Source organism: Roseovarius sp. Pro17, from assembly GCF_035599575.1.
Taxonomy (GTDB): domain Bacteria; phylum Pseudomonadota; class Alphaproteobacteria; order Rhodobacterales; family Rhodobacteraceae; genus Roseovarius.
Genome location: NZ_CP141179.1, coordinates 724,084 through 750,322, shown reverse-complemented (window position 1 = coordinate 750,322; position 26,239 = coordinate 724,084). Strand labels below are relative to the sequence as shown.

The 26,239-nt window shown below is 58.7% G+C and carries 19 protein-coding genes and 1 tRNA gene; 2 read left to right on the top strand and 18 right to left on the bottom strand.

Going from position 1 to position 26,239, the window contains the following annotated elements; all coding sequences use genetic code 11:
- The first annotated feature begins 557 nt into the window (after positions 1–557).
- Complete coding sequence (locus tag U3654_RS03605; protein ID WP_324753995.1) at positions 558–1,289, top strand: hypothetical protein; 732 nt, start codon at positions 558–560, stop codon at positions 1,287–1,289.
- A 238-nt stretch (positions 1,290–1,527) separates the two neighbouring features.
- Positions 1,528–4,524 (top strand): TrlF family AAA-like ATPase, encoded by a 2,997-nt coding sequence (locus tag U3654_RS03600; protein WP_324753994.1) that lies wholly within the window; start codon positions 1,528–1,530, stop codon positions 4,522–4,524.
- Positions 4,525–4,852: 328 nt separating this feature from the next.
- Here U3654_RS03600 and U3654_RS03595 read toward each other — a convergent pair whose 3' ends face one another.
- The 18 genes from U3654_RS03595 to gorA form a co-directional block, all read right to left on the bottom strand.
- Positions 4,853–7,099, bottom strand: coding sequence for an autotransporter outer membrane beta-barrel domain-containing protein (locus U3654_RS03595; RefSeq protein WP_324753993.1), 2,247 nt, complete (start codon positions 7,097–7,099; stop codon positions 4,853–4,855).
- A gap of 685 nt (positions 7,100–7,784) precedes the next feature.
- A tRNA-Ser gene (locus tag U3654_RS03590) sits at positions 7,785–7,874 on the bottom strand.
- Between the two features lie 55 nt (positions 7,875–7,929).
- Positions 7,930–8,649 (bottom strand): alanyl-tRNA editing protein, encoded by a 720-nt coding sequence (locus U3654_RS03585; RefSeq protein WP_324753992.1) that lies wholly within the window; start codon positions 8,647–8,649, stop codon positions 7,930–7,932.
- Positions 8,646–11,135, bottom strand: coding sequence for a DUF3772 domain-containing protein (locus U3654_RS03580; protein WP_324755216.1), 2,490 nt, complete (start codon positions 11,133–11,135; stop codon positions 8,646–8,648). Before U3654_RS03580 ends, U3654_RS03585 begins: the two co-directional genes overlap by 4 nt.
- Positions 11,135–12,166: a cysteine synthase A gene (locus U3654_RS03575; RefSeq protein ID WP_324753991.1), complete on the bottom strand. Its 1,032-nt coding sequence runs from the start codon at positions 12,164–12,166 to the stop codon at positions 11,135–11,137. Before U3654_RS03575 ends, U3654_RS03580 begins: the two co-directional genes overlap by 1 nt.
- 59 nt (positions 12,167–12,225) lie before the next feature.
- Positions 12,226–13,350 (bottom strand): NUDIX domain-containing protein, encoded by a 1,125-nt coding sequence (locus U3654_RS03570; protein WP_324753990.1) that lies wholly within the window; start codon positions 13,348–13,350, stop codon positions 12,226–12,228.
- Positions 13,351–13,352: 2 nt separating this feature from the next.
- Positions 13,353–13,811: a TrgA family protein gene (locus U3654_RS03565; protein ID WP_324753989.1), complete on the bottom strand. Its 459-nt coding sequence runs from the start codon at positions 13,809–13,811 to the stop codon at positions 13,353–13,355.
- Position 13,812: 1 nt separating this feature from the next.
- Positions 13,813–15,021, bottom strand: coding sequence for a cyclopropane-fatty-acyl-phospholipid synthase family protein (locus U3654_RS03560; protein ID WP_324753988.1), 1,209 nt, complete (start codon positions 15,019–15,021; stop codon positions 13,813–13,815).
- A 72-nt stretch (positions 15,022–15,093) separates the two neighbouring features.
- Positions 15,094–16,515, bottom strand: coding sequence for a deoxyribodipyrimidine photo-lyase (locus tag U3654_RS03555; protein WP_324753987.1), 1,422 nt, complete (start codon positions 16,513–16,515; stop codon positions 15,094–15,096).
- 54 nt (positions 16,516–16,569) lie between these two features.
- Positions 16,570–17,796: an aminotransferase class V-fold PLP-dependent enzyme gene (locus U3654_RS03550; RefSeq protein ID WP_324753986.1), complete on the bottom strand. Its 1,227-nt coding sequence runs from the start codon at positions 17,794–17,796 to the stop codon at positions 16,570–16,572.
- 96 nt (positions 17,797–17,892) lie between these two features.
- Positions 17,893–19,599, bottom strand: a complete 1,707-nt coding sequence (locus tag U3654_RS03545; protein WP_324753985.1) for a BCCT family transporter — start codon at positions 19,597–19,599, stop codon at positions 17,893–17,895.
- Between the two features lie 298 nt (positions 19,600–19,897).
- A complete protein-coding gene (locus U3654_RS03540) occupies positions 19,898–20,095 on the bottom strand; it encodes a hypothetical protein (RefSeq protein ID WP_324753984.1) in 198 nt (65 codons plus the stop codon).
- A gap of 137 nt (positions 20,096–20,232) precedes the next feature.
- The gene (locus tag U3654_RS03535; RefSeq protein ID WP_324753983.1) at positions 20,233–20,448 is read right to left on the bottom strand and encodes a hypothetical protein; all 216 of its coding nucleotides are present in this window, start codon (positions 20,446–20,448) and stop codon (positions 20,233–20,235) included.
- A 150-nt stretch (positions 20,449–20,598) separates the two neighbouring features.
- Positions 20,599–22,029: a Do family serine endopeptidase gene (locus U3654_RS03530; protein ID WP_416384575.1), complete on the bottom strand. Its 1,431-nt coding sequence runs from the start codon at positions 22,027–22,029 to the stop codon at positions 20,599–20,601.
- Positions 22,030–22,250: 221 nt separating this feature from the next.
- Positions 22,251–22,460: a DUF2065 domain-containing protein gene (locus tag U3654_RS03525; RefSeq protein WP_324753982.1), complete on the bottom strand. Its 210-nt coding sequence runs from the start codon at positions 22,458–22,460 to the stop codon at positions 22,251–22,253.
- The gene (locus U3654_RS03520) at positions 22,460–23,569 is read right to left on the bottom strand and encodes a protease modulator HflC (RefSeq protein ID WP_324753981.1); all 1,110 of its coding nucleotides are present in this window, start codon (positions 23,567–23,569) and stop codon (positions 22,460–22,462) included. Before U3654_RS03520 ends, U3654_RS03525 begins: the two co-directional genes overlap by 1 nt.
- Before the next feature lie 2 nt (positions 23,570–23,571).
- Positions 23,572–24,732 carry an FtsH protease activity modulator HflK gene (gene hflK / locus U3654_RS03515; RefSeq protein ID WP_324753980.1) on the bottom strand — a complete coding sequence of 387 codons (1,161 nt, stop codon included), beginning with the start codon at positions 24,730–24,732 and terminating at the stop codon, positions 23,572–23,574.
- Between the two features lie 112 nt (positions 24,733–24,844).
- Positions 24,845–26,200 carry a glutathione-disulfide reductase gene (gene gorA / locus U3654_RS03510; RefSeq protein WP_324753979.1) on the bottom strand — a complete coding sequence of 452 codons (1,356 nt, stop codon included), beginning with the start codon at positions 26,198–26,200 and terminating at the stop codon, positions 24,845–24,847.
- Positions 26,201–26,239: the final 39 nt, after the last annotated feature.

Sequence of the window (26,239 nt, the reverse complement as noted above, 5' to 3'; positions counted from 1 at the left end):
TCAGCGTTACACTTTCAGAACCAATGTTGAAAGCTCGCCGCACGTTAGCGGTCACACGTGTCAAATATGTGGCATAATCGATGACCTAGCAGACGTTTTACGGCGCAGTTCGGCTGACATGTTGCCATCGCTTCGCGTCCCAAAGCGAACACGCCATATCTGCACATTGGGCGGGACGCGGTCATTCGCTGCCAATGCCAAATCTGCCTCGAAGCAGCCTTGCGGCACTGCAGAACGAAGCCCGATTTACAGTTCGCCTGAACGTCGGCTTCCGACTTCGCGGCATGACTGATTCGCACTTACAGAGAAATTCTGCTCTCCGCCCTTGGTGCCGAGCGTCACACTCGGCCCAGACCTGCCGTTCACGCACGCTCTCGACGCTGCGACGCAGCTTCCCGAAAGCAGACGCCGCGGGTTGGAACCACACGTTCGTGCCAACCACGCGGCTACAACCTGAAGTGCATTCAGTGCGGCGAGGCCAGCCCTGTTTGGTGTTGTGGCCAAGTTCGAAATAGGGAACGCTCCGATCAGTTCATTTTCCATACGAGGGCACCAAATTGAATTTGCAAGAAGAAGTGGCGAAAATTGTCATCGTCATCGAAAACAGACAGCCAGTTCCGGCACTTGCGTTGAGTGAGCTGCTTGCTGCTCTCGCAAGAGACTACCGCAAGCAAAACCGCGCCAGAACACTTGTAGTCGCACGTGTCGAAGATGGTTCAATCTTAATCACCCTTCTGGATATGGCTCAAGCAGCATTACCTTATGCCAAGGGAGCCGTCGAAGCTGCTAAGGGCAGCAAAGCAATCATTGATTTTGGCAAGAGCCTTGCCGGATTGCTAAAGGCCAAAAAAAATCCTCAAGCCTCAGCCGAACAACTTCAATCAAAAGCCCCAGAGCGATCCATTGAGAAGCTGGTTAAGCTTGCGGTAGATGCAAATTGCAACGTGCGGCTCCGGCAGGTCGAAGCCGATGGGAGTTGCTTGGAAGTTGAAGTTACACGTTCGGAAGCTGTGGCAATCCAAGAGAGCGGGCACGATGCGAAGGAAACAAGGACGCTCAGACCTTCTATCACAACTGATGAAAGACACCTGGACGCAAAACGCGTCGAAGAATTCGCTGACAAATTTGAAAGGCTGCAAATATCGAAAGAGTCGTCGGTCAATGACGCACTACAAATCATACTCGGGATAATCAAAGGGTCCGGCGACGTCGAATTGCTCAGGTCTCTGGCCCTGGAGTTAGAGCGACGTGGTTACAAAGAATTAGCGGCAACAATCAGAGAAAACTGATACCTTGACTTTTTTGAATGGTCCAAACCGACCTTTATTGGTTCACTCAATGCCGCGCTGCAGCTTCATCGAGCTTACCATGACTGTTTTCCGAGAAATCTGACTAACTAAGATAAACCCGCATTGCAGTTTTTGGTGTCGATTGCGGTAGCTACCGAACGCTTTCGCCTTCACGTTGACATGATGAGGTTTTGCGGCCCAATTTAATAGCACCACATTGCATACGAAGAGAAAATAGATGAATGCGCCAAAACCAATTCTGACAACCGGCTCAATCTGGCGGAGGTGGGATCCGCACATTCACGCACCTGGCACAACGCTCAATGACCAGTTTGGCAGCAACGATGTTTGGGAAAAATATTTGTCAGCTGTCGAAACAAGCGAGCCCAAAATCGAAGGACTTGGCGTTACCGATTACTACCTCCTCGACACATACAAGGAAGTTCTTCGATACAAGACCGCCAATAGGTTGGCTGACGTAACAACGATTTTTCCAAATATTGAGCTCAGGCTCACTACGCGTGCGGGAACTGGATTCGTCAACATTCACTTACTTATCGACCCCACCGCTGAGGATCATGTCGGAAACACAGAGAGGTTGCTTGCACGGCTCGAATTTGAAGCTCATGGCGACACCTTCAAATGTGCCCGTGAAGACCTTATCCGTTTGGGGCGAAAGACACTGACAACTAACGCTTCGGAAAAGGCGCTTATTGCAGAAGGTGCGAACCAGTTCAAAGTAGAATTTTCGCAACTGAAGAATGTTTACAGGAAGTCCGACTGGGCAAAGGCGAATGTCTTAGTCGCAGTCGCTGGTGGGAAAGATGATGGCACTTCTGGCTTACGTCAGGCATCTGACGCGACGCTGCGTGCAGAGATCGAGAAGTTTGCCCACGTTATCTTTGCCAGCAGTGTCGCTCAACGTGAGTTTTGGACTGGTAAGCGACCAGCCATAAGCGTTGACGGGCTTAAGGAGAGATACGGAGGCTGCAAGCCTTGCCTTCATGGTTGTGATGCGCACCGTCCTGAAGAGGTCGGTCAACCTGCCCACAACCGCTATTCCTGGGTGAAAGGAGCCCCCACCTTTGACGCCTTGCGCCAAGCCTGCATCGATCCAGAATACCGGGCCTTTGTTGAGGAGGAACCTCCAGCGGGCGCGCTACCCTCTCAAGTAATACAATCAGTCGCCATTGCTGACGCCGATTGGGCCAAAACAGATTTCGTGCCTCTAAACCCTGGACTTGTCGCCATAATCGGTGCGCGAGGTTCAGGCAAAACCGCCCTTGCCGATATGATAGCGGCAGTTTGCGATGCTGTACCAGCATCGGTTTGGTCCGATGGTGAGCTCCAAACGCCATCATTTCTCAGTCGAGCGAGACCACTTATCGGTTCCGCTCGTGCAACGTTGACCTGGGGAAGCGACGAGACAGTTGAACGTGCGCTCGATGGGTCGGACTCCGGTGGTTTTACAGCCTATCCGCGTGCGCGCTATCTCTCACAACAATTCGTCGAAGAACTATGCTCTCCAGCCGGAATTTCTGATGGCTTAGTGCATGAAATTGAACGTGTCGTCTATCAATCCTATGACCCAGATACGGCCGAAGGAGCCACCAGCTTCACAGAGCTTCGGAACCAGAGGACGGAGCGATTTCGTCAAGCGAGAGACCGGGAAGAGGCAGCCATTGACACGCTCTCTGATCACATTGCTACTGAGCTTGAAAATGGGGCGAAGGTTGCCGATCTTGAGAAGCAGATTGGCCAAAAGGACAAGCTCATAACCGATCAGTCCGTCGACAAAAGCCACCTAAAGCTAACTGGAAAACCGGAATTTTTAGCCCGGCATGAAGAATTATCAGCCACTGCAGAATCCGTCCGCCGCAGTATAAATTTACATTCTGAAAAACGCCGCGCGTATCTCGCTCTTCAGGATGAAGTAGCCAGTGTTCGCGCCACTACTGCGCCAGAGATGCTCAGAGAGACCAAGGAAAACCACCTAAAGGGCAGCATGTCGGATGAGCAGTGGGGGAATTTTCTGCTGGTCTATAATGGCGACGTAGATGCGACGCTGCGAACCGTCATCGCTGCAGCTGACCAAAAGGTCACGCAGCTCACGGGCGATGCTGTTGACGTAGAGGATCGCAACGCTCCGCTGATTCCAGATGATCAGGATCTTGCAACTGTTACCCTCAATCGGCTCACTGCCGAACTTGAACGTCTGTCTGGGTTCATCACGGCTGATGATCACGTTCGCAAACAGTGGCAGGCCGCGACTGCAACGATTACACGAGAGAACGCGGCACTCGAGAAGTTGAAGATAGAACTCACATCGGCCCAAGGAGCGGGGGCACGTCGCAAAGTCCTACAAAGTCAGCGCATTGATTGCTACGAACGCATTTTTCAAGCGATCATCAATGAACAGCTTGCGTTGCAAGACCTCTATCAACCTTTGCTAAGGCGTTTGGAAAAAACATCCGGCACTCTTGGCAAATTGCGGTTCACAGTGACCCGTATCGTCGATGTCGAGAAATGGGGCCGCTACGGTGAAGCAAACCTATTTGATAAGCGCCGCAAAGGGGCTACGAAGGGAGTTGGTTCTTTGACGGCACTTGCCGCAGACCGCCTTGCGCCGGCCTGGCAAACAGGCACCGCCGCTGACGTTCGCAAAGCCATGGAAACTTTCATGGAAACACACGCACAAGAGCTCCTGTCACACGCGCCATATGAAAAGAACGAAAGGGTTGATCTGCGAAATTGGATGAACCAGTTTGCACATTGGTTGTTCGCCACAGATCACATCACTGTCCGCTATGAGATAAACTATGATGGCGTGGACATCCGCAAGCTCTCTCCGGGGACGCGGGGTATTGTGCTGTTGCTGCTCTATTTGGCACTTGATGATCAGGATGATCGCCCACTCATAATCGACCAGCCGGAAGAAAATCTCGACCCAAAATCCGTCAACGACGAGTTGGTTCCACTCTTTATCGAAGCCAAAAAACGCCGCCAGGTGATCATGGTCACTCACAATGCTAATCTCGTCGTCAATACGGACGCGGATCAAATTATCATCGCGGAAGCAGGACCACACCCTGTCGGAGGACTGCCTCCGATAACATATTACGGCGCTGGTTTGGAAAGCCAAGAAATACGCGCTGAAGTTTGCAAAATTCTGGAAGGTGGAGAACCAGCATTTCAGGATCGGGCGCGCAGATTGCGAGTTAGGATGGAAAGATAAGAACTGCTGCTTCCAGCCCTCTAACTTGATCCTTTCGCCACTACAAAGAAGGTCCGTTTCCCACAAAATCACTTCCGCCCTTCGCACCTACAGCGAATGACCGGAATTCGCCGTTGGGGCCGGCTGACAGGAACGGCCCAAAGGAGACACCCACACGATTGCGTCACGCCGCAGCACAGCTTTCGCATTGCTGCCATTCGTGCATTGTGCAGCATTTAGTTGGATGAAACGTTAGTCAAGCGGACAAAGCTGCCTTTGGCGAGCGTAAACCCAATGGCCCCTTTCAGCAGTCAAGACAGGTCATCCATGCAAGAGGCAGCCCGTTATCTCACCACTGGATGCTGAACCCTGCTGTTAGGCCAAGTCCTGAGCTGCCGTTGTTGCTGAGAGATCGGCGATATGAGACTTCACCGTAAATAGCCTTGTTATCATCCCAGAACTTTGAGCCGCCGAGGCCGATCTCAGCCCAGGTGTGGTTGTAGCTTGCGCCCAAAGGTGCCCCGGCCACGTTGACAGAGCTTGCGCTGGAGAAGTCACGCACCAGATTGCCAATAGCAAAATACTTTTCCGGGCCACCATCCGTGTCAAGGTATTCGTGCTCATACGCAAGGCCCAGCCGGCCAATCAGGCTATCTCGGCTGCCAAGATCAACAGCGCTGCCCGCACTGTCCGTAAACGAATCGCCATCAATGCTGGACCAGATCAATTGTGCTTGAGGAATAAGCGATACGGTGTCGTGCAGTGCGAACCGTTTGCCTATCTCAGCGCTCAAACCATAGCCCATAGCATCCTGGTCGGATGCAAGATCAGTGCCGCTAGCTGCATAGTCCCCGCTTAACCAGTTCAGCTGTGCCTGAGCATCAAAGAAAAGCCCGTCTTGACCATACCAGGTTGCCGTTGCTCCAAGCCCGTAGCCGTCACCTTTTATGCTCCCAGTTCCCATGGCATTTGTGACAGTGCTATTCACAGTACCGTACTGACCAGTAATGCCAAAGACCCACTGACCATTGTCGCCAACTTCTGCCAGAGCGTCATAGCCAAATTGCAGACCTCCGGAATTTCCGTCAATTGACGCCCCACTTGTGCTGCTGGACGGCGTAACGTCAAACCGATCCCCGTAGGCACGCAGCCACGCGCCGCGTGCGATCTGTCTGTCTCCTGCAATTTTTGTGAGGTATCGCCGTTGGCTGACCCGCTGTTGGCGCGTCGGCAGATCAACGAGAGTGCCCAAAACAAACGGCGCAGATTCGTAAACACTGCCGACTGAGTTTGCACCTATGCTGGCCAAGAACCATTGGCTTCCTAACAAACTGAGATCGTAGGTGAACGCGCCAGCTGATACCGGACCGCCTGCAAGCGTAAAGTCTCCCGCAGCTGTCGTTCCAGTGACATCCACGACCAATACGTTATTGCCCGTGGACGCTCCTGAGGAGACGTTTGCAATGGAAATCGCCGTTCCAGCGCTAGTCACGCTCCCTCCAACGGTTAGCGTATCTGACGTGTCGGTCGCAAAATCCACGTCGACAAGAAGCAGACCACCGCCGGAATAACCGCCAGACATGCTGAAGGTGTCTCCGACCGCACCATTTAGCGTCGATACTAGGCCGCTGTTGGATAAATTGCCGGTTAGGGCAAAACCGCCTGCCGCATTGAGAACGCCTCCGTTTAACAAGCTCAGGCCGGTTCCTGGGTCAGATCCAACAGATAAGATTGGGCCAAAGCTGAGCGATCCACCGTCAACAACTATAGTTTCCCAATTGATGTAGTTCGCACCATTAACTGTCGCGGATGCGCCGCGAATGGTCAGAACATCGACTAGGCCGTCCGCCGAAGAAAAGTCATCGCCGCCATCGAAGATTCCAGTAAATGCGCCCAGATTAAAGCTGCTTTCCACAAGTGCGGTATCAGATCCGTCGGTGCCATTTGTATGCCCCGGCCCATCGTCCATGAAAATCGAACCAGCAATGGACCCCGACCTTAGAATCAGTTGGTCTGAACCGCCCTCGAAGATTACATTGCTACCCATTGCGGTGCCATCAAGTGTCAGAATGTCGTTTCCGCTGCCCGAGGAAAAAATGCCGCCGATAGAACCACCGAACAGGTTAAAGGTATCACTCCCCTGTTCCGAGTTCAGAAGCCCGTCGATCTGCGCGGTGCCAGACATGTTAAGTATATTATTTCCGGCGCCGATATTAACACTGCCAATGCGCCCCCCGGTAAATTCAACATTATCCCCATTTGTGAAAATCCCGAAGATACGACCGCCGCTCATCACGAATGTGTCAAAGCCGGAGCCCTGATCGAGGCTAACCAAACCGCCACCGGTCATCGTGAAGCTGTCGGCACCGTCACCGGTGTCGATTGCAGGCGCTACAGGGCCGCCAGCAACGCAGTTTGTTGTGTCAGCATTCCCAACTGACGTAGTTACACAGGCAGCATGTGCCGGGTTAACCATTGAAACCAGCATCATCCCTGATGCAATGTTTGATGCCAAGCTTACCCATTTGATAATACGACCACCTGGGTTTGATGATCTTCCACTACGTTCAAAGACTAAAGTGAACTTTTGAAGCATTGGTAACTCTTCCATTCGCAAAGCTGGGCACCGATAGTCGACCGATCACAATGTCCACTTTTTCACGACTGGCAGATCAAAGTTGGTGAATACTTACTAGGAAATGTATGAAATTTACAAAAGACTTTTTAAAAGTAGCTTCATTTCAACAAGACCGCTTCCCAAATATCACTTTGGCTAGCTTGATGTGAAGTTATCGATGCAGGTCAGCGACTGCAGGGCCGATTACTGGAACATAGAGTTCTGAGCCGACTTTCGGTACTGCAGAGCTAAGCCCGTCTTACAGGCCGCCTGAATGTCGGCTTCCGACTTCGGGGCATGGCTGGCTCGCACTTGCAGAGAAATTCCGCTCTCCGCCACTCGTGTCGATTGCTACGCCGCGGCAATTCGGTGAAGCAGCACCTTTGCCGTTGTGGCGAAAAATTCCGATTTCGGTTCCATTTGGCCGAATGAGACTGGCATCGAAGTCATTATTGCAGCTTTGCAAAAAATCATTCAATACCAGCGCCTTACAACCTGAACACCAAAATGGCGCAGTCATCAGCTACAGAGAATATCGGCCCAGAGAGAACGGATTTACACGATTCCTAGCATGGGCGGTGCTCAACCCAACCCGCACAACCTTCGAGTATAACGGAAAAATTCGGCCGCAGCCGGATAGGGAGAAAGTTGTCTCAAGGGCAAGTGGCGGAGCGACAGGGATTCGAACCCTGGAGACGGTCACCCGCCTACACACTTTCCAGGCGTGCGCCTTCGACCACTCGGCCACCGCTCCGTTGCGCCTCTTTAACGGGGCGCGCGAGGGCAATTCAAGGGGATAATGACCTTAGTCAATCGTCAAGATGCAGATAGACGCGGCGGTTCTGTCGGCCCTTCTTCTCGATCTTGCCAACGCGCAGGCGGCCGATCTCGCCGGTGCGCGCGACATGCGTGCCCCCGCAGGGCTGACGGTCGACATATGGCGCAGTTTTGCCGATCTGCACCAGACGTACACGGCCCGCGCCGCGCGGGGGTGCCACCGACATCGTTTTGACGAGGCCAGGATCGGCGTCCAGCTGGGCGTCGGTGATCCAGTCCTCGCTGACGGGCAGGTCGGCATCGACCAACCTCATCAACGCGCCCTCGATAGCGGCGGGATCTTTGGGCGCGTCCGGCATGTCGAAATCGAGACGGCTGCGCTCCGCGCCAATGGACCCACCCGAAACGGGCAGCGGGATCACGACCGACAGCAGGTGCAGCGCCGTATGCATCCGCATGAGGCGGTGGCGGCGCAGCCAGTTCAGATGCTGTCTGATTGTCGTGCCAACAGCGGGCAGAGCCTGCGGCGCGGCCGGCACGAGGACGATGGCGTCGCCTTGGCCTTTGACCGTCGTGGCCACGTCCATGCTCCCGCCCGACCAGTCTATGCGGCCACTGTCGCCCGGCTGACCGCCCCCTGTGGGGTAAAATATTGACCGGTTCAGCACCACGCCGCCCTCGGCGGTGTGCTCTGTCACGATCCCCGTCACGTCATTCAGATAGGCATCTAGACGAAAGAGCAACTCGGTCATCGGTCAGCGCCCCCGGCCCCTTCTCCACCGTCACCCGATTCCACGCGCTGCGGGTCGCCTTTGGGGCGCCCCTCGGCTTGATCGGGCTGCAGGGTCTGTGAGGCTTGCTGCGATTCCTCGCGTTTGGCCGCGCCACCCAACGCGCCTGACAGCGTTTCGGGATTGCGCAGCCAGATATCGCGCTGCTGATAGGGCATCTCGATGCCTTCCTTGGCAAAGCGCGCGGCGATCTCGTGATTCATGTCCGACAGCACATTCATGATCCAGTTGACATCGCGCAGGATCGCCCGGATTTCAAAGTTAAAGGAGTCTGTCCCGATCCCCTTGAAGATGATCGTCGGCGCAGGGTTCATCAGAACCATGGGATGTGCGCTTGCGATCTCGCGCAGGATGTCTTCGACCCATTTGGTATCGGTGCCATAGGCCACGCCGACATTTACGATCAGTCGGCCCACTGTGCTGCCCTTGGTGTAGTTCGTGACCGTTCCGCTGACCAGATCGGCGTTAGGGATGATCAGATCCGAGCGGTCGAACGTCTCGATCCGGGTCGATCGGACCGAGATTTCGCGCACGGTGCCATGCTGGCCGTTCACTTCGATCCAATCACCCTGACTAATGGGCCGCTCGATCAGCAGGATAATGCCAGACACAAAGTTTGACACGATATTCTGTAGGCCGAAACCGATACCGACCGACAATGCACCGGCGACGATGGCAAGGCTGCTAAGGTCGATTCCAGCGCTGGTTACCCCGATCAACGCAGCCAGAAAAATGCCAACATACCCAACGCCCGACACGATGGCGTCACGCCCGCCCGTGTCGATCTTGGTCTTGGGCAAGAGCGACGTGCGCAACGTGCCTTGAAGCAGCCGCGTGACGGCAAAACCGACGGCAAAGACGATGGCGAATGTGATGAACACGCTGGGCGAAATCGTCATTTCGCCCAGCGTGACGCCGCGTCTGAACGACACCCAAAGCTCGCTTAGGTCAGCGACTCGCGCGCCCCAGATCAGCGCAAAAACAGGCACCGAGGCCAGCACCATGATAAAGCCCAGCAGCATCGGCAGCAGATCCTCGCCCGCACCGTCGCGGCCACGGGAGGCGAGGATGTAAATCTCAACGATCAGACCCTGAAGGATCAGCAGCGCGGCCAGCATCATCAACGACAGCAACGACGGCATCAAAAGGCCGGAGGAAGCCTTGTTATAGCCAAATGCGGCGAGGATGGGCGCGACGACAGCGATCGCGATCAGCAGCTTGGACAGGAGGCGGGCCAGCCAGCTGCGATAGGTCTCTTCGCTGGCTTCGTCCTGATCACCCAGCCCGGACGCCATGCTGTGCTTTGACAACAGGCGCGACACGCGAACCAGCAGCAGGCTGGCCGCAACGGTGATCGGAAACAGCACGACGACGCGCGCCTCCGCCGACCAACCGCTATTGTTGCCCACATTGTAAACAAAGTGAAAAACGCCGATGATGAGGCCCAGGGCCCCGCCATATAGGCGCCCGGCGCGGCGGTCGTCAGGTTCCAGCGCCAGCGGCAATCGGTCCTCGCTGCGCCGTGGAAAACACCGCATCGCCAGCCAGCGCGCGCAAAGAAAAATCAACAGCGAAGATTTCAGGATGTTCAATAGTGCCGCACCGTGCGTCCCCACAATGCCGCCCAGCTCCAGCGCCTTGATCAGGATCATAAAACCAATGAACGGCACGATGACCTCGCCCAGCGAGATCAGGAAAGATATCAACCAGCGCGCCGAGGTCGCCGCCTGCGGGCGTACGATGCGCACCAGGAATTCAGCCCAGAACCGTCCGCGCAGCAACAACACCATCCCCACCAAAGCCAGCAGAACGGCAACCGGCAGCCTCTTGATCAGGTCCGCGCGGCCTGCTTCGCCGGCGATCTTGTCTGCGACTTCGCCGCGCACACGTTGGAAACTGCTGGACAGCGCGCTCGCACCTTCGCTCCAGTTGACCGGGTTCAGCGGGCTTGGTCCGCGCTCCAACAGCTCTTCGGTCTGGCGTTCCCGGACGATACGATCAACGCTTTTGATCATCTCGTCGGCCTTGCTGTAGGCCAACTCGGCCTCCTTGACCGGCTCGCGCAGTTTGGCCAGTTGGTCGTTCAGGGACTTGCGCTGATTGATAATTCCCGGCGCCTCTTCGGACTCGCCGTCTGTGGGCGCAGGCCCCAGCGCACGCAGTTGCGCCTCGAGCGTCGCGATGGCGTTCGAATTGATATTCTGCGCCCCGACAAAAACATCGCGCCATTCAGCCAGTTGTTCCCGGAGACTCTCGAAGGCCGAGGTCGACGCACGCTGCGCGGCAATGGCGTCGGTTGCACGTTTTGCCACGACGTCCCAGCGCTCGTAATCGGGCGCGGAGGGGGGTTGCTGCGCCTCTGCGGCGCTCGGCGCGAGGGTTAGGCAAGCTGCAATGGGAAGCAGCGCCAGCGAAAGGGCCAGCAGGACGTTTCGCAGTAGTGACATCACGCCTCGAACACTCCGGGGATCGAGCGCGGCGCATCGTGCATCCAATCCGGCACAGGCAGGCCCTTTTCGCGTAGGAATTCAGGGTTGAACAGCTTGGATTGATAGCGCGAGCCATAGTCGCACAGGATCGTCGCAATGGTGTGGCCCGGCCCCAGATCGCGCGCGAGGCGCATCGCGCCCGCGATGTTCACGCCGGTCGACGCGCCCATGCACAGCCCCTCGTCGTGCAACAGGTCAAAGACGATCGGCAGCGCCTCGGAATCGGGGATCTGATAGGCGTAATCGGGCGTGAACCCTTCGAGATTGGCGGTGATGCGCGCCTGCCCGATGCCCTCAGCGATGGATTCGCCTTCGGATTCGAGTTCGCCCGTAGTGTAGTAGGAATAGAGCTTGGCCCCCATCGGATCGGCAATGGCGACCTTGACCCCCTTGGGTTGCAGCACCATGCTGACGCCGGCCAGTGTGCCACCCGAGCCGACAGCGCAGCAGAAACCGTCGATTTTGCCGCCGGTCTGTTCCCAGATTTCCGGTCCAGTCGTTTCGATATGCGCAAGGCGGTTGGCGGTGTTGTCGAACTGGTTCGCCCAGATCGCACCATTGGGTTCGGTCTTGTTCAATTCCGTGGCCAAACGCTCGGAGTAGCGCACAAAGTTGTTGGGGTTGCTGTAGGGCGCGGCAGGCACCTGCACGAGGTCGGCCCCGGCGAGGCGCAGCATGTCCTTTTTCTCTTCGCTTTGCGTTTCGGGGATGACGATCACGGTCTTGAACCCCATCGATGCGCCCACCAGCGCAAGGCCGATGCCGGTATTGCCGGCAGTGCCCTCGACGATAGTGCCGCCCGGCTTCAACGTGCCGCGCGCCACCGCATCGCGGATAATATAGAGCGCTGCGCGATCCTTGACCGACTGGCCGGGATTGAGAAACTCGGCCTTGCCCAGAATGGTGCAGCCGGTTTCCTCACTGGCGCGGCGCAGCTTGATCATGGGGGTGTTGCCGACCGCGTCGGCCAGATCCTTGGCAATGCGCATGGCGCGTCCTTTCCGCGTTGAAACGTTGATCCGACACTTAGGCCCGATAGCCGCCGGACTCAAGGCGCAGCACGCAACCTGCCGCGCTCGCGCGCCAGCCACATCAGCGACAGAATCAGCGGGCCGTTATCAGCCTCGCCCGTGTCCAGCAGCGCCATTGCGGCGGCAAAATCGAGGATATGCAGGCGAATATCCTCTGCCTCCGACTTAAGCCCGCCAAGGCGGGGCAGGTCATCCGGTAGATCGGCAATCCCCACGAAATTGTGAAAATATTCAGTCGAATAGCCGGGGGTGCAGTAGTAGCTGGCGATGCGTTCCAGCCGGGTCAGGGTCAGCCCTGCCTCCTCCATACATTCGCGGTGCGCGGCCTGCTCGGGGGTTTCGCCGGGATCGACGCGCCCCGCCACAGGCTCCAGCATCCAGGGGCGCGGATCACCACGCCCGAGGGGGCCCAAGCGAAACTGCTCAATCAGCAGCACGCGGTCGCGGCCCGGATCGTAGGGCAGCACGTGGGCGGCGTCGGTCGCAATGAACACTTCGCGACTGACCTCCTCGCTCATCGTGCCATCGAATTTCGGGTGGCGCAGCCTGCGCGTCTCGCTACGAAAAAAGCCTGCATGATCAATGCGCGTCTCTATCTGCTGGACCGCATCCGCGCCGATATCACAGCGCACCTGCGCCGGAACACCTGTCGCCGCCAGTCGCGAGGCAGCGCGTGCGCGGATCATCGGCATCCTTGATGCCAGTTCCTCTGCCGTAAAGAGGCCCAGATAGCCCATCGCCTCGATGGCCGCGAGGTGGCTGAGCGCGCCCCATTTTTCCTGCCAGTCGGCCAGTTCGAACCGCGCGCCGGGCTGCCATAGACCGGGGCGCGGGAAATAAACGCGCGCGGGGTGCGTAGCGCCGCCCGCCATCACCTTGACTGGTTTCAGATCATATCCGAAACCGCCTTCATAAAAGTCGAGCCGCGCCAGCAATTCGGCGCCGGGATCGTCCAGCAGAACGCCTGTCGCCTCAGCCCCCGCCTGCGCGGTGATGGTCGGAAAAACCTGCCCCTCGGCCCATGTCACCGCGTGATCAGGCAAGATGCCGTCCAGCAAAACAGCACCATCAATCTTCGGGCCAAGAACAATCTGCAACAGCGCCGGGTCGCGCAGCGTACCATAAAGAAAAATGGCGCTCACGGTCAGGTCCAGCGGCGCGATGCAGCTTCGGCCAGCAGACCACAGATCATGCCGCCAATCAAAAGCACCGTAATCAGCATGGGGTCGATCAGGTATTCCCCATAGTCGATGGCATTGTCAAAAATGCCCACGATGGCTTCGATTGGTCCGTCATACTTGTTTTCCATGGACTGCTTGAGCATCAGATTAAAGCTTTGGGCAAAGAAGGCCCAGATGATCAGCGCCAGGATGCCGGTCAGCCCGTTGGCTATGGATTCGGTATAGCCGCGCCCTGCCCGGCTGCCGATCACGAACCAACCGCACAGCGCGCCCAGCACCGCATTGACGTAGTTGAACCAGCCAAAGGCGGTGTGTGGAGGCATGAGAGGGCGCACCATCTCTGAGCCAAGCCAGCCCAGCGCCGCCAGAGACAGGGCTGCAACGAGGCGGGCGGCGGTAGGCAGAATACGTGTCTTGGGCATGTTATCCGGGCTTTGCGATGGTGATCTGTGTCACGTCGCAGTTTCCCGCGTGAAACGATCCGGCGCAAGAGGTGAGATAGAAATTCCACATCCGCCGAAACCGATCGTCAAAGCCGAGCGCGGACACGGCGTCCCACCGGGTGTTAAAGCGATCGTGCCAGCGGCGCAGCGTCTGACTGTAGCTTTCGCCAAATTCCACCGATCCGGCGACCGTCAGCCCGGCACGTTCGACCTCGGCGACCAGCACGCTGGGGCTGGGCAGCATCCCGCCCGGAAAGATGTACTTCTGGATAAAATCCACGCCCCGTCGATAGACGTCCCAGCGCGCATCGCTGATGGTGATGATCTGCAAGGTCGCGCGCTTGCCGGGGCGCAGGCGCTCGCGCAATGTATTGAAATAAACGGGCCAATACTGCTGGCCAACCGCCTCGAACATCTCGATGCTGGCGATGCCGTCATAGGTGCCGCGCTCGTCGCGATAGTCCTGTAACTTGAACTCAACTCTATCAGAAAGACCGGCCTTTTCAATGCGCTGTCTGGCGTAGTTCAACTGCTCCTGGCTAATGGTGAGTCCTGTCACCTTCAGCCCCCGCTCAGCTGCCGCATATTCGGCGAAGCCACCCCAGCCACAACCGATCTCCAGCACGTGATCGCCCGGCTGCACACCCATCCGGTCGATCATCGAGGCGTATTTGGCGGTTTGCGCCTTTTCCATGCTCTCTTGGCCGGTCTCAAAAATGGCGCTGGAATAGGTCATCGTCTCGTCCAGCCACAGGCTGTAGAATTCATTGCCCAGATCATAATGATGGCTGATGTTGCGGCGCGCCTGTCCCTTGGAGTTACCGCGCAGCCAGTGGCGCACGCGCTCGAACGCGCGCACAAGACTCATTCCGGGAAAGCCGTCATAGACGTCCTCATTATCGGTGCAGATAAAGTCCATCAGCGCCTGCAAATCCGGCGTGCTCCACCAGCCATCGAGATATGCATCGCAAAATCCCAGATCGCCCTCGCGGATGAGGCGCGCGAAAACATCCGTGTTGTGCAGATGCACCTCGCCTACGGGGCCGGGATTAGGGCCATCGGCGCGGAACACGCGTCCGTCCGGCAACACGAAATCCAACCGCCCGCGGTTGATGTTCTTCGTCTTGTCAAAGACGCGAGCAAAGTAGCGCGGCAGATTTTTCTGGCCGTCTGTGGTCGTAAGGATCATCCCAAGGGTCTTTCCGTTATTATTGGCCGCTGCCGGAGTGACCGGGCATCGGCATGGTCCTGGCACATTGCCTCAGAAGGAGCGGTCCTGATAGGCGCTGAGCGCACGCTCGCGCCCCTCACGCAGTCCCACGACCGGGGCTGGATAGGCATCATCGGGCGACAGGCCCCAGCTACGCGGAATCGCGTCGAAATAGGACAGCGCCGTCTCGCTGGGCTGCTCTTGACCTTCCACGATCCAAGCGTGGACATAGTTTCCTTTTTCGTCAAATTTTTCCAGCTGGGTTTCGGGGTTGAAGATGCGGAAATAGGGTGTCGCGTCCGGCCCCGACCCCGCAGCCCACTGCCAGCCCATTGCGTTGCTGGCGATGTCCCAGTCCGTCAGGCAATCGTCGAACCACGCCTGCCCGACGCGCCAATGGGTCATCAGATGTTTCGTCAGATAGGAGGCGACGATCATGCGCGCGCGGTTGTGCATCCGCCCCGTCACATACATCTGGCGCATCGCGGCATCGACAAACGGAATACCGGTGCGCCCCTGTTTCCACGCCATCACTTCGGGGGTATCGCCATCCTCGTTCCATGGGAAATCATCCCATTTCTCGCGCCAGTTGCGGGTGGCGATCTGCGGCGTGTGGTAAATGAGGTGATAGGCAAACTCGCGCCAGACCAGTTCCTTGATCCAAGTCTCGGCGCCCTTTGCGCCTTCGTGCAGGGCGCGCTGGCCCGCGTGCCAGCATTGGGCGGGGCTGATTTCGCCCAGTGCAAGGTTTTCCGATAGGTTCGACGTGCCATCGACGGCGGGCAGATTGCGGTCACTCTTGTAGCGCTCTACCGCCTCTTGGGTGAACCATGCGAGGCGATCCTGCGCGGCCTCTTCGCCGACGGTCTGATAGGGCAGACAAACATCGGCGCCCCGGTTCATCGCAGCGCCCAAACGCCAGTCTTGCAGGTTGTCACTGGCGGGCCACTCTTTAGGCGGTTTCAGATCACCCGGCGCTTTCAGCGGCGCGTTTACGCCGCGATCCTTTACCGCGCGCCACATGGGCGAATAGACTTTGTAGTAACCACCCTCCTTGGTTTGCACGGTCCACGGCTCAAACATCAGGTGGCCCGCGTGGCTCTGCGCGTCGATGCCGTCGTCCCTGAGCGCCTCCTTGACCGCCTTGTCACGCTCGATAGCCTGCGGGTCATAGAGGCGCGACCAATGCACCGCCCCTGCCCCGGTTTCCGAGATCAGCGTGCGCAGCACGTCCAGTGCATCGCCGTGCCGCAGGATCAGACGGCTGCCCTTGTCCTCGAGCGTTTTGGCAAACCGCTCCAACCCCAGTCCCAGCCTCCATTTTGGCGCAGCGCCCAACGACTCTACGGATGCGTCATTGATAAAGACCGGGATCACCGGCCCGCCTGCGTCCAGTGCAGCCGTCAAAGCGGGGTGATCGCTCAGCCGCAGATCGCGGCGCAGCCATAGCAGGGTCGGTTTGGTGTCGCTCATGTCACGTCCGGGTTTTGGAAGGCTCGGCCATGACATAGGGCGCGCGGCGGCGGATCAAAGAACTTCGTCCAGCGCGGTCATAAGTTGGTCGACCTCGGCCTGGCTGGTGTAGTGCACAAAGCTGAGGCGCAGCACGCCGTGGTCTGGATCAACCCCCATCGCGCGCAGCGCACGCACGGCGTAAAAATCACCGCCGCCTGCCATGATGCCATGCGCGGCCAGATCGCGCGCGACCTCTTCGCCGGGACGATCTAGGCGCACTGCGACCGTTGGCGCACGGCCCTCGGCCGTATCCGGACCCAACAGGCGCACGGAATTGCGGGATGCCAGATAGTCCAGTAGCGGCTGGAGTAGTGCAGCCTCATGCGTGCGCATCAGATCATGCACGCCCGCCCCGCGCGCAGCAGGATCGCCGGTCAGACCGTGATGGTCCGCCAGCGCGTCGATGTAATCCGCCATGCCCGCGCAAGCCGCCACCTGCGCGTGGTCCGGGCCAGCAGGGGTAAAGCGCTTATAAAGGCTGCCCTCGTTGAAATAATGCCCCTGATTAGGCAGCAGCATCCCCAGTTCACGGCGGATGGCCATGATGCCCTGATGAGGACCATAGGTTTTGTAGGCTGAGAACAGATAGATATCCGGCCCCATCGCACCGATATCGGGAATGCCGTGGGGCGCATAACTGACCCCGTCGACGCAGACGAACGCGCCTGCGGCATGGGCCAGCGCGGTGATCTCTGTCACCGGATTGACCTCGCCGACCACGTTCGAGCAATGCGGAAAACAGACTAGGCGCACACGCTCGTCCAGCAGATCCTCCAGATCTGCAAGGTCGAGGTGGCCGGTATCTGGGTCAATCTGCCACTCGCGCACGTCAAAGCCTTCGTCGGCCAGTCGCCGCCATGGGCCGGTGTTAGCCTCGTGATCCTGATTGGTAACGATGATCGCTTCGCCGGGGCGGATCCACTGCGCAAAGGCGCGTGCCAGAACATAGGTGTTTTGCGTCGTCGATGGACCAAAGCTCAGCTCGTCGGTGTCGATGCCCATGATTGCGGCAAGGCGGCTGCGCGCCTCGTCCATCTCGGCCCCGCCCAACGCAGATGCAGCATATGGCGCGTAGGGTTGCACCTTGCGCTGACGATAGAACCGCATCAGTCGGTCAATAACCGGCGCGCAGGTATAAGAGCCGCCAGCGTTTTCGAAAAATGCCTGCCCCTGCAAGGACGCCTCGGCGAAGGCCGGGAATTGTCCGCGCACGAAATCTATATCTAAGCTGACATTCATCACCCACTCCGCCATCAGGACACCCAGTCCCCAGAGAACAGCAAAGCCCCCCGACGCGCAAGCGCCGGAGGGCTTTGCCAGTGGTTTTAAGCAAGGTCAGTTATTCCGTTCCGATTGAAGCCCCTTGAATATGGCCCAGCACATGACCAACAGGACCAGCGTGAATGGCAGGCCTGTCGAGATCACCGCAGATTGCAGCGCAGCAAGGCCACCTCCGACCAGCAGCACGATCGCCACCGCGCCCTCAAAGATGCACCAGAATACGCGCTGAGTGACCGGCGCATCCACTTTGCCGCCCGCCGTGATCGTATCAATCACAAGGCTGCCCGAATCTGACGACGTGACAAAGAACACCACGACGAGGATAATACCGATAGTTGAGGTGATCGTCGCCAGCGGCAGTTGATCGAGCATGTAGAACAGCTTCAACTCCAGCGACGCATCTTTGGCCAGGGTATAGCCATCATTGACGACCTGACTGATGGCGACGCCGCCGAAAACGCTCATCCACAGCACGCAGACCATGCTGGGGATCAGTAGCACGCAGATCAGGAATTCCCGCACCGTGCGGCCCCTGCTGACGCGGGCGATGAACATACCGACAAAGGGTGACCAGCTGATCCACCATGCCCAGTAAAACGCCGTCCAGCCCTGCACAAAGTTGGTGTCGTCACGTCCGAACGGATTGCTGAGCGGGATGAGGTTTTGCAAATAGGCCCAAAGACTGTCGGCAAAGAACGTCAACAGAACGATTGGACCGCCAACAATCAGCGTAAAGACCAACAGAAGGCCGGCTAGCCCCATGTTGATCTCGGACAGCACTTTAACCCCACCGTCGAGGCCGCGAACGACCGATATCAGCGCAATCGCAGTGATGCCGGTGATCAACAACACAAGCAGCAGACTGGAATCGGCAACACCGCTTTCCTCGGTATTGTTATAAGCAATACCGAGCAAGTTCCGCGTGCCCTCGGCCTTGTCGCCCGATCCAAAGAGGAACGTCAGGCCCGATGCCGCCTGCTCGGCTCCGAAGCCCAGCGATGTGGCAAGGCCGAACAGCGTGGCAAAGACAGCCAACGTGTCGATGATGTGACCCGTCCAACCCCAGACACGCTCGCCAAAGATCGGATAGAACGCGCTGCGAAGTGTCAGGGGCAAGCCCTTGTTATAGCTGAATAACGCCAGCGCCAGCGCGACGACGGCATAGATCGCCCAAGGGTGCAAACCCCAATGGAATATGGTCGCGGCCATGCCGAGACGCGTCGCCGCCGCCGCATCGCCGCCCGCCGCGCCAAGAGGCGCCCAGTCAGTGCGCAGCCCATCCTCAACAGATGTGCCGCCCAGAGAACTGGCAAAATGACTCATCGGTTCGGATACGCCGAAAAACATGAGGCCAATGCCCATGCCTGCCGCGAACAGCATCGCGAACCAGCCGACATAGTTGTAATCGGGCGTCGCATCCGAGCCGCCCAGCCGGATCGAGCCGTAGGGGCTGACGATCAAGAATAGGCAAAAGATCACAAAAATGTTGGCCGCGCCGAGGAAAAACCAGTCGAAAGTCTGGGTGACGAAATTGAACGACCAATCGAACATCGCGTTCGCCTGATCAGGCAGTGCGAGGGCGAAAAACACGAAAGCAACAATCGAAAGGCCCGCCATGGCAAAGACCGGATTGTGAAAATCGAGGCCGAAAGGCCCGATCGTCGTCGCATAGTTGTCCTGACCGATCTCGTAGTTGGTGTCGATCACGTCAGCCTCGCCCTCGGGCGGTGGAATCCCCTGATCCGCTGTTTCGTCGACCATGAATAATCCTTTCAAACTGGGGCGCGATGGACCGATTGCGCATTGCCGGCCCTACCCCCCCCGTTGCAGTTCCCCCGCAGCTTAGACGCCACGTCGGCTCGCCACATTCAGCGAGCAGGACAGACCTGCACGCCCTAGACGTGGCAGCGATCGGCAGCCAGTGAGAGGCCGCCGGTAAGCGTGGACAGTAACAAGACATAAGCCAGCTTCGCAACCAAACGCGGTGGAACAGCCGCCAAATACGACCATCACGCGACAAGGTAGGACGCCTGTGCCAAATAGCAGCCCCCATATTTGATCATTGCAAGTTATGTAGGCAAGGCAGCATCTGGCCGACTGTCCGCACCGTCACTCCGCCCGAAGAAATCCGAAAAAATGCGCGGTGCGTCTGGCGACAGCGCAGCTCGATCTGGCCGTTAGAGCGCATCGGCACCACTCCGATAGCGCGTTTGATCCGCAAGTTTACGACCAGCAGCCCCAAAAACCAGTCGGTCATCTGCCAGCTGCCTAGGTGGTGCGGCTGCTGGAAACTCTGGATCAGTTGATCAACGACCGGCCGAACCTCGCCGCAGCACCGGCAGAGATGGTGACGTCAGGCTCGCCGGTAAGATCGGTTGCAGCAGCCCTGTCCAACTAGATTGCGCGCTCCCCCAAAATCACCTCAAGGAATACCGGCGAGAACCGCTCCAGCGGGTCGGCGGGATCGTCCCCGGCGGCAATGGCCTGCTCCAGAACGGTTTTCGCCGCCACGCTGTCGGGTGCCATCACCTCGAACAAGCCACACTTGTCGTCATACAACCGATAAAGGATCTCATTGGATGCCTTTGCCAATTTGGCGACCGCCAACATCAAGGTGCCGTCATATCCTTTTTTCGCGAGCTAGGCGTAAGCGGCACTGGGCCACGTCTGGCTGCAAGCACAAAAAAACCCCGCCGGTGCTACCGGCGGGGCCATTGGCATCAAAACCAGCGCGGCCTAGTCAGACCTCGCGCACCGCGCTTACTCGTCTTCGAGCGACAGCGCGACAAAACGGGGCTGACCATTCGAGCGCACCAGCAGCAAGAGCGTCTTGCGCCCTGCCTCACGGGCCTGCTCAATACGGTCTTCTAGGTCTGCGACCGAATTCAACTTCTGTTGGCCCGCTTCCGTAACTAGGTCGCCCGCACGCAGTCCTTTTTCATAGGCCTCTGACAGCGGATCAATGTCTTGCACAACAAGGCCAACGGCATCGCCGGGCAGTTCCAGTTGACCGCGAAGCTCATCGTCAAGCGGTGTTAATGTCAGGCCCATCAGCGTCTGTGCCTCAGGCGTGGCGTCCGAACCATCCTCGCCGACGATGTCGTCACCCATGCCTTCGGCGTCTTCGCGGCGGCCCAGAGTGATCTTCAGCGTCTTGGTGCCGCCTTCTCGGAATACGACGACGCGCACCGATTTGCCCACCTCCGTATTGCCGACTTGCCGGACCAACTCGCGTGTGTCCGCGACCTTGACGCCGTCAAAGGAGGTGATGACATCGCCCGCCAGCATCCCGGCATCAGCGGCAGGGCCATCGGGCACATCCGTGACCAGCGCGCCTGCGGCGATGTCCAGCCCGATGGCCTCGGCCACGTCGTCGGTGACGTCTTGGATACGCACGCCCAGCCAGCCGCGGCGCGTCTCGCCGAATTCCTGCAACTGATCGATAACGCGCGTGACAACGTTCGACGCCATGGAAAATCCGATGCCGATCGAGCCGCCATTGGGGCTGAGGATCGCGGTGTTCACGCCGACGACCTTGCCATCCATGTCAAACAGCGGCCCGCCCGAGTTGCCCCGATTGATTGCCGCATCCGTTTGAATGTAGTCATCATACGTTCCTGACAGCGCGCGATTGCGTGCCGACACGATGCCTGCGCTGACCGAAAATCCCTGACCCAACGGGTTGCCCATTGCGATGACCCAGTCACCTACCCGCGCGGTGTCGCTGTCGCCAAAGCTGACGAAGGGCAGCGGCGCGTTTGCCTCGACCTTGAGCAGGGCGATGTCGGTCTTGGGATCGGTCCCGATCACTTTGGCCTCCAACTCGCCGCCATCGTAGAATTCGATGATGATCTCATCAGCGCGTTCGATCACGTGGTTGTTTGTGACGATGTAGCCGTCCTCGGATATGACAAAGCCCGAGCCCAGCGCCGAGCTGCGGCGCGCACGTCCGTCATCGCCTTGGCCTCGATCACGGAATTGGCGAAACAGATCTTCGAAGGGCGATCCGTCTGGCACCATCGGCGCGGGACCTGCCTGCTGCGCGACAGTTGTGGACGTGGTGATGTTGACCACCGCGGGGCTAAACTTTTCGGCCAGATCGGCAAAGCTCTCGGGCCGCGCATATGCGGCGAGCGCCTGCGCCAGCATCAGCACCATCGTCAGAACGGTCAGCGCCAGCATCCTGAACATTGCAGGGCTTGGGCGCGTCGCTACGTCGCTTGCGTGTTTCAAAACCAATTCTCCTAACTTGGGTTTGTCCGGGCGGTTCATAGGGGATGAGTCCGAACCGTTACTGCAGAATGTAGGGACCGGCGCGAAAGGTGCAAACTCTGAAAGCAACTCTCACGCGAGTGTGACGCGCCCGGCGCTGCGCCTCGCATCTATGTTATACGCCCACCTTGTCCCCGACGTCACGCCCCAAGGCCCTTGGCGAGCCACACCAGCAGGACCCCCGCCGCCATCGCGGCGAGGCCGAAGACCCGGCGAGCCTCAGGCGGTAGGCTGCGAAGCGCTTCCAGCATCCGCTCGATCATGCCGGGGGCCAGCGCATAGACCAGCCCCTCGACGATCAGCACAAGGCCCAGCGCCAGCGCGCCGGTGGCCAGCACTGTGGCCAGCATTACTGCGTCGCCGTCTGGCCGCCGTCGCCTGCGTCGGCACTGCTTTCCAGAGCGTCTTCCTCTGGCACGCTGGATGTGTCTGCGCTCTGCGAACCGCTTGTATCGCCATCGTTCAGCACGCCGCTGGTCGACGCGCCGGATGCGTCAGCACCCTCTGCGTCCGTCTCTGTTTCGCCAGCGTCGGTATCATCAGATGCAGCCGGCTGCGCGTCTCCACCTTGCGCACCAGCAGCAGCGCCAGATCCGCTACCGGCGTCATTGAAGTACGTGAAGAAATCGCTGTTGGGCGACATGACGATGGACGAGTTGCTACCCTTTAGCGCTGCACGATATGCATCCAGCGAGCGGTAGAATTCAAAGAATTCCGCATCCGCGCCAAACGCCTCGTTAAAGATCGCGTTGCTCTTGGCGTCAGCCTCGCCTCGGGTGATCTCGGCCTGACGCTTGGCGTCCGACACCAGCTCCACCTGAGTCCGGTCGGCCTGCGCACGCACGCGTTGTGCCGCCTCGTTACCGCGCGCGATCTCGTCTGCCGCCTCGCGTTCACGCTCGGCCCGCATCCGCGCGAATGTGGCGTCAAGGTTTTGGGTGGGTAGGTCGGTGCGTTTCAGGCGCACGTCCACCACTTCGATGCCCAGCTCCTTGGCCTCGGTGATAGCCGCGTTGCGAATTCGCAACATCAGCGCCGCGCGGTCCGTGCTGAGGATATCGTTCGAGCTGACCGAACCCAGCACTTCCCGTGTTCGCGACCGCAGAATCGAATCGAGGCGGTTCTCGGCAAAGGGAATGCCGCCATCGCCCACCGCCTCACGGAAACGGCGCACATCGACGATGCGGTAACGCGCGAAGGCGTCAACAACGAGGCGCCGATCGTCCAGTGGCGTGACCTCGAGCGGGTCGATGTCGCGGCTAAGGATACGGTCGTCATAGCGCACGACCTTCTGGATAAACGGGATCTTGAATCCCAGTCCTGGCTCTTCCTTGACGTCAATGATCTTGGAGAATTGCAGCACCAGAGCCTTTTCACGCTCGTCCACGATGAAAACGGAGAGGAGTGCGACGACGACGACGACAACGATAGCCGGCAGAATGTAAGCGGATTTACGCATGATTACTGACCTTCCGAATTCTTGCGCAGCTCATTGAGCGGCAGGTAGGGTACGACGCCTTGCGCGCCGCCGGACTGGTTCTGATCCAGAATGATCTTGTCCATATCGCCCAGCACATCCTCCATCGCCTCGAGATGGAGACGCTTGCGCGTTATCTCGGGGGCCTTGGAATATTCGCCCAGAACGGCGCTAAAGCGGCTGGCCTCACCTTCGGCCTCGTTGACGACGCGTGCGCGGTAACCCTCGGCCTCTTCCAAAGTTTGAGCAGCCTGACCACGCGCTTCGGCGAGGATGCGGGCGGCATATGCGTCGGCCTCTTTTTCCAGGCGGTCACGCTTTTGCTCGGCGGCCTGCACTTCGCGGAAGGCGTCGATCACCTCTTGCGGCGGATCCGCCTTGTCAAAGTTCACGCGGATCACGTTGAGGCCACTGTCGTAGCTGTCCAGCGTCAGTTGGATCAGATCCTGCAGACGCGCCGCGATCACACCACGGTCACGGTTCAGGACCGGGGCCAACTGCGATTGCGCGATAATCTCGCGCATGGCTGATTCCGACACGGCGCGCATTGTCATTTGCGGGTCGCGCAGGTTGAACAGATACATCGCCGGATCATTGATGTTCCACACAACCTGAAAGTCGATATCGACGATATTCTCATCGCCGGTCAGCATAAGACCTGCCTCACCGCCGCGCACGCCAACACCGATATCCTCGTTACGCTCGGAGGTGACGACGACCTTTTCATAGGTAACCAAGGGCCAGGGCGCGAGGTGCAGGCCGGACCCGGTGGTACGGTGATATTCGCCGAGGAATAGCTCAACCGCACGCTCTTCGGGTTTGACGGTATAAAAGCTAGAGAAAAGCCAGACCACGATCGCGGCCAGAATGCCCAGAACGATCACGCCGCGCGGCAGACCGGGGCTGCCTTCGCCGCCCGTGCCATTCGCGCCTCCGCCACCGCGCCCGCCCATGAGCACGCGCAATTGGTCCTGACCCTTCTTCATCAGCTCGTCGATTTCGGGCATCTGGCCACTACCGGGCCGGCGTCCGCCGCGCGGGCCGCCCTTCTGGTCGCCACCGTTCTGGCCACCGCCATCGTTCCCGCCCGAGCCATTGCCCGAATTACCGCCGCCGCCCCATGGGCCGCCCGACTGTCCCGTCATGAATATTTGTCCCTTCAAATTCCCCGACCTCTGCACAATACCGCATCGGTCCTTGATAAACTGTATAGCCCCGGCCTGAAATTCAACCCAAGGCCGCGCATCTGGTATCGCGTCAGGTCGTGCGTACCGGTGTTTTCATCGTCACCAGTTCTTCGGAAATGGTGGGATGCACGGCGCAAACGCGGTCAAAATCTTCTTTTGTTGCGCCCATCTTGATCGCGATGCCCGCCATCTGGATCATCTCGCCCGCGCCGGGCGCGACGATGTGACACCCCAGGACGCGGCGATCGGCCTGACTGACCACCAGCTTCATCAGAACGCGGTCAACGCTGCCAGCAAAGTTTGATTTCATGGGCTTGAACGAGGTGCAATAGACCTCAATCGGTTCAATGTCACGGGCGGCCTCTTCGCTCAGGCCGATCGTCCCGATTTCAGGCTGGGTAAAGATCGCGGTCGGGATCAGATGGTGGTCGACCGGTGTGGGATTGCCCTTGAACACCGTTTCGACAAAGGCCATGCCCTCGCGGATCGCTACCGGCGTCAGGTTGGCCCGGTCGGTGACGTCGCCGATGGCATAGATCGACGGCACGGCGGTTTGCGAGTATTCACTGACCTCGATCTGCGCGCCCCGGCCAATGCCGACGCCCAGACCCTCCAGCCCTAGACCTTCGCTATTGGGCTTGCGCCCGGTGGCAAAGAAAACGCTGTCGAACTGCTTTTCGTCGCCATGGGTGGGCTTCACCACATAGCCGCCATCCTCGGGCGTGATGCTGAGGATGTTGGTGCCCAACTTCAGGTCTATCCCACTTTCGATCATTTCCTCGGACACGAGGCCACGTGCCTCGTCGTCAAAGCCGCGCAAGATCTGCGCACCGCGATAATATTGCGTGACCTCTACGCCGAGGCCATTGAGAATGCAGGCAAACTCGCAGGCGATATAGCCGCCGCCGATGATCAAAATACTGCGCGGCAACGTTTCGAACTGAAAGATATCGTCGCTCACGATGCCATGCTCGGCGCCCGGCAGATCAGGACGCACGGGCGCGCCACCGGTGGCGATCAGGATATGCTTGGCGCTAAAGCTCTCGCCACTCGACAGCGTGACGGTGTGCGCATCGCTGAGGCGCGCGTGGGCATCATAGGTCGCGACCCCGCTGTTTTTCAGCAGCTTGCGATAGACCCCTTCTAGGCGGTCCAGTTCGGCGTGCAGTTGCGTGCGAAAGGCGGGCCAGTCAAAGCCGCCAGCGTGGACCGTCCAGCCGTAGGCCTTTGCCGTCTGCATTTCACCGGGAAATTCACTGGCAAAGACCATCAGCTTTTTCGGCACGCAGCCACGAATGACGCATGTGCCGCCATACCGGCTCTCTTCGGCAAGGGCCACGCGGGCGCCGGTTTCGGCCGCGACACGCGCCGCACGCACCCCACCCGAGCCGCCGCCGATTATAAAAAGATCATAGTCGAACGTCATTCACGCCTCATTCATCGCCATCGTCGTCGTTGCCCAGCG

Excerpts from the sequence above, each read along its gene's own strand:
- hflK (WP_324753980.1), bottom strand. The coding sequence starts at position 24,732 with ATGACGGGACAGTCGGGCGGCCCATGGGGCGGCGGCGGTAATTCGGGC.
- U3654_RS03595 (WP_324753993.1), bottom strand. The coding sequence starts at position 7,099 with ATGCTTCAAAAGTTCACTTTAGTCTTTGAACGTAGTGGAAGATCATCA.
- U3654_RS03525 (WP_324753982.1), bottom strand. The coding sequence starts at position 22,460 with ATGCTGGCCACAGTGCTGGCCACCGGCGCGCTGGCGCTGGGCCTTGTG.
- U3654_RS03555 (WP_324753987.1), bottom strand. The coding sequence starts at position 16,515 with ATGAGCGACACCAAACCGACCCTGCTATGGCTGCGCCGCGATCTGCGG.
- U3654_RS03550 (WP_324753986.1), bottom strand. The coding sequence starts at position 17,796 with ATGAATGTCAGCTTAGATATAGATTTCGTGCGCGGACAATTCCCGGCC.
- U3654_RS03520 (WP_324753981.1), bottom strand. The coding sequence starts at position 23,569 with ATGCGTAAATCCGCTTACATTCTGCCGGCTATCGTTGTCGTCGTCGTC.
- U3654_RS03535 (WP_324753983.1), bottom strand. The coding sequence starts at position 20,448 with ATGTTGGCGGTCGCCAAATTGGCAAAGGCATCCAATGAGATCCTTTAT.
- U3654_RS03575 (WP_324753991.1), bottom strand. The coding sequence starts at position 12,166 with ATGCGCATTGCCAAGGATCTGGCCGACGCGGTCGGCAACACCCCCATG.
- U3654_RS03585 (WP_324753992.1), bottom strand. The coding sequence starts at position 8,649 with ATGACCGAGTTGCTCTTTCGTCTAGATGCCTATCTGAATGACGTGACG.
- U3654_RS03565 (WP_324753989.1), bottom strand. The coding sequence starts at position 13,811 with ATGCCCAAGACACGTATTCTGCCTACCGCCGCCCGCCTCGTTGCAGCC.
- gorA (WP_324753979.1), bottom strand. The coding sequence starts at position 26,200 with ATGACGTTCGACTATGATCTTTTTATAATCGGCGGCGGCTCGGGTGGG.
- U3654_RS03540 (WP_324753984.1), bottom strand. The coding sequence starts at position 20,095 with ATGACCGACTGGTTTTTGGGGCTGCTGGTCGTAAACTTGCGGATCAAA.
- U3654_RS03530 (WP_416384575.1), bottom strand. The coding sequence starts at position 22,029 with ATGTTCAGGATGCTGGCGCTGACCGTTCTGACGATGGTGCTGATGCTG.
- U3654_RS03600 (WP_324753994.1), top strand. The coding sequence starts at position 1,528 with ATGAATGCGCCAAAACCAATTCTGACAACCGGCTCAATCTGGCGGAGG.
- U3654_RS03545 (WP_324753985.1), bottom strand. The coding sequence starts at position 19,599 with ATGGTCGACGAAACAGCGGATCAGGGGATTCCACCGCCCGAGGGCGAG.
- U3654_RS03560 (WP_324753988.1), bottom strand. The coding sequence starts at position 15,021 with ATGATCCTTACGACCACAGACGGCCAGAAAAATCTGCCGCGCTACTTT.
- U3654_RS03580 (WP_324755216.1), bottom strand. The coding sequence starts at position 11,135 with ATGTCACTACTGCGAAACGTCCTGCTGGCCCTTTCGCTGGCGCTGCTT.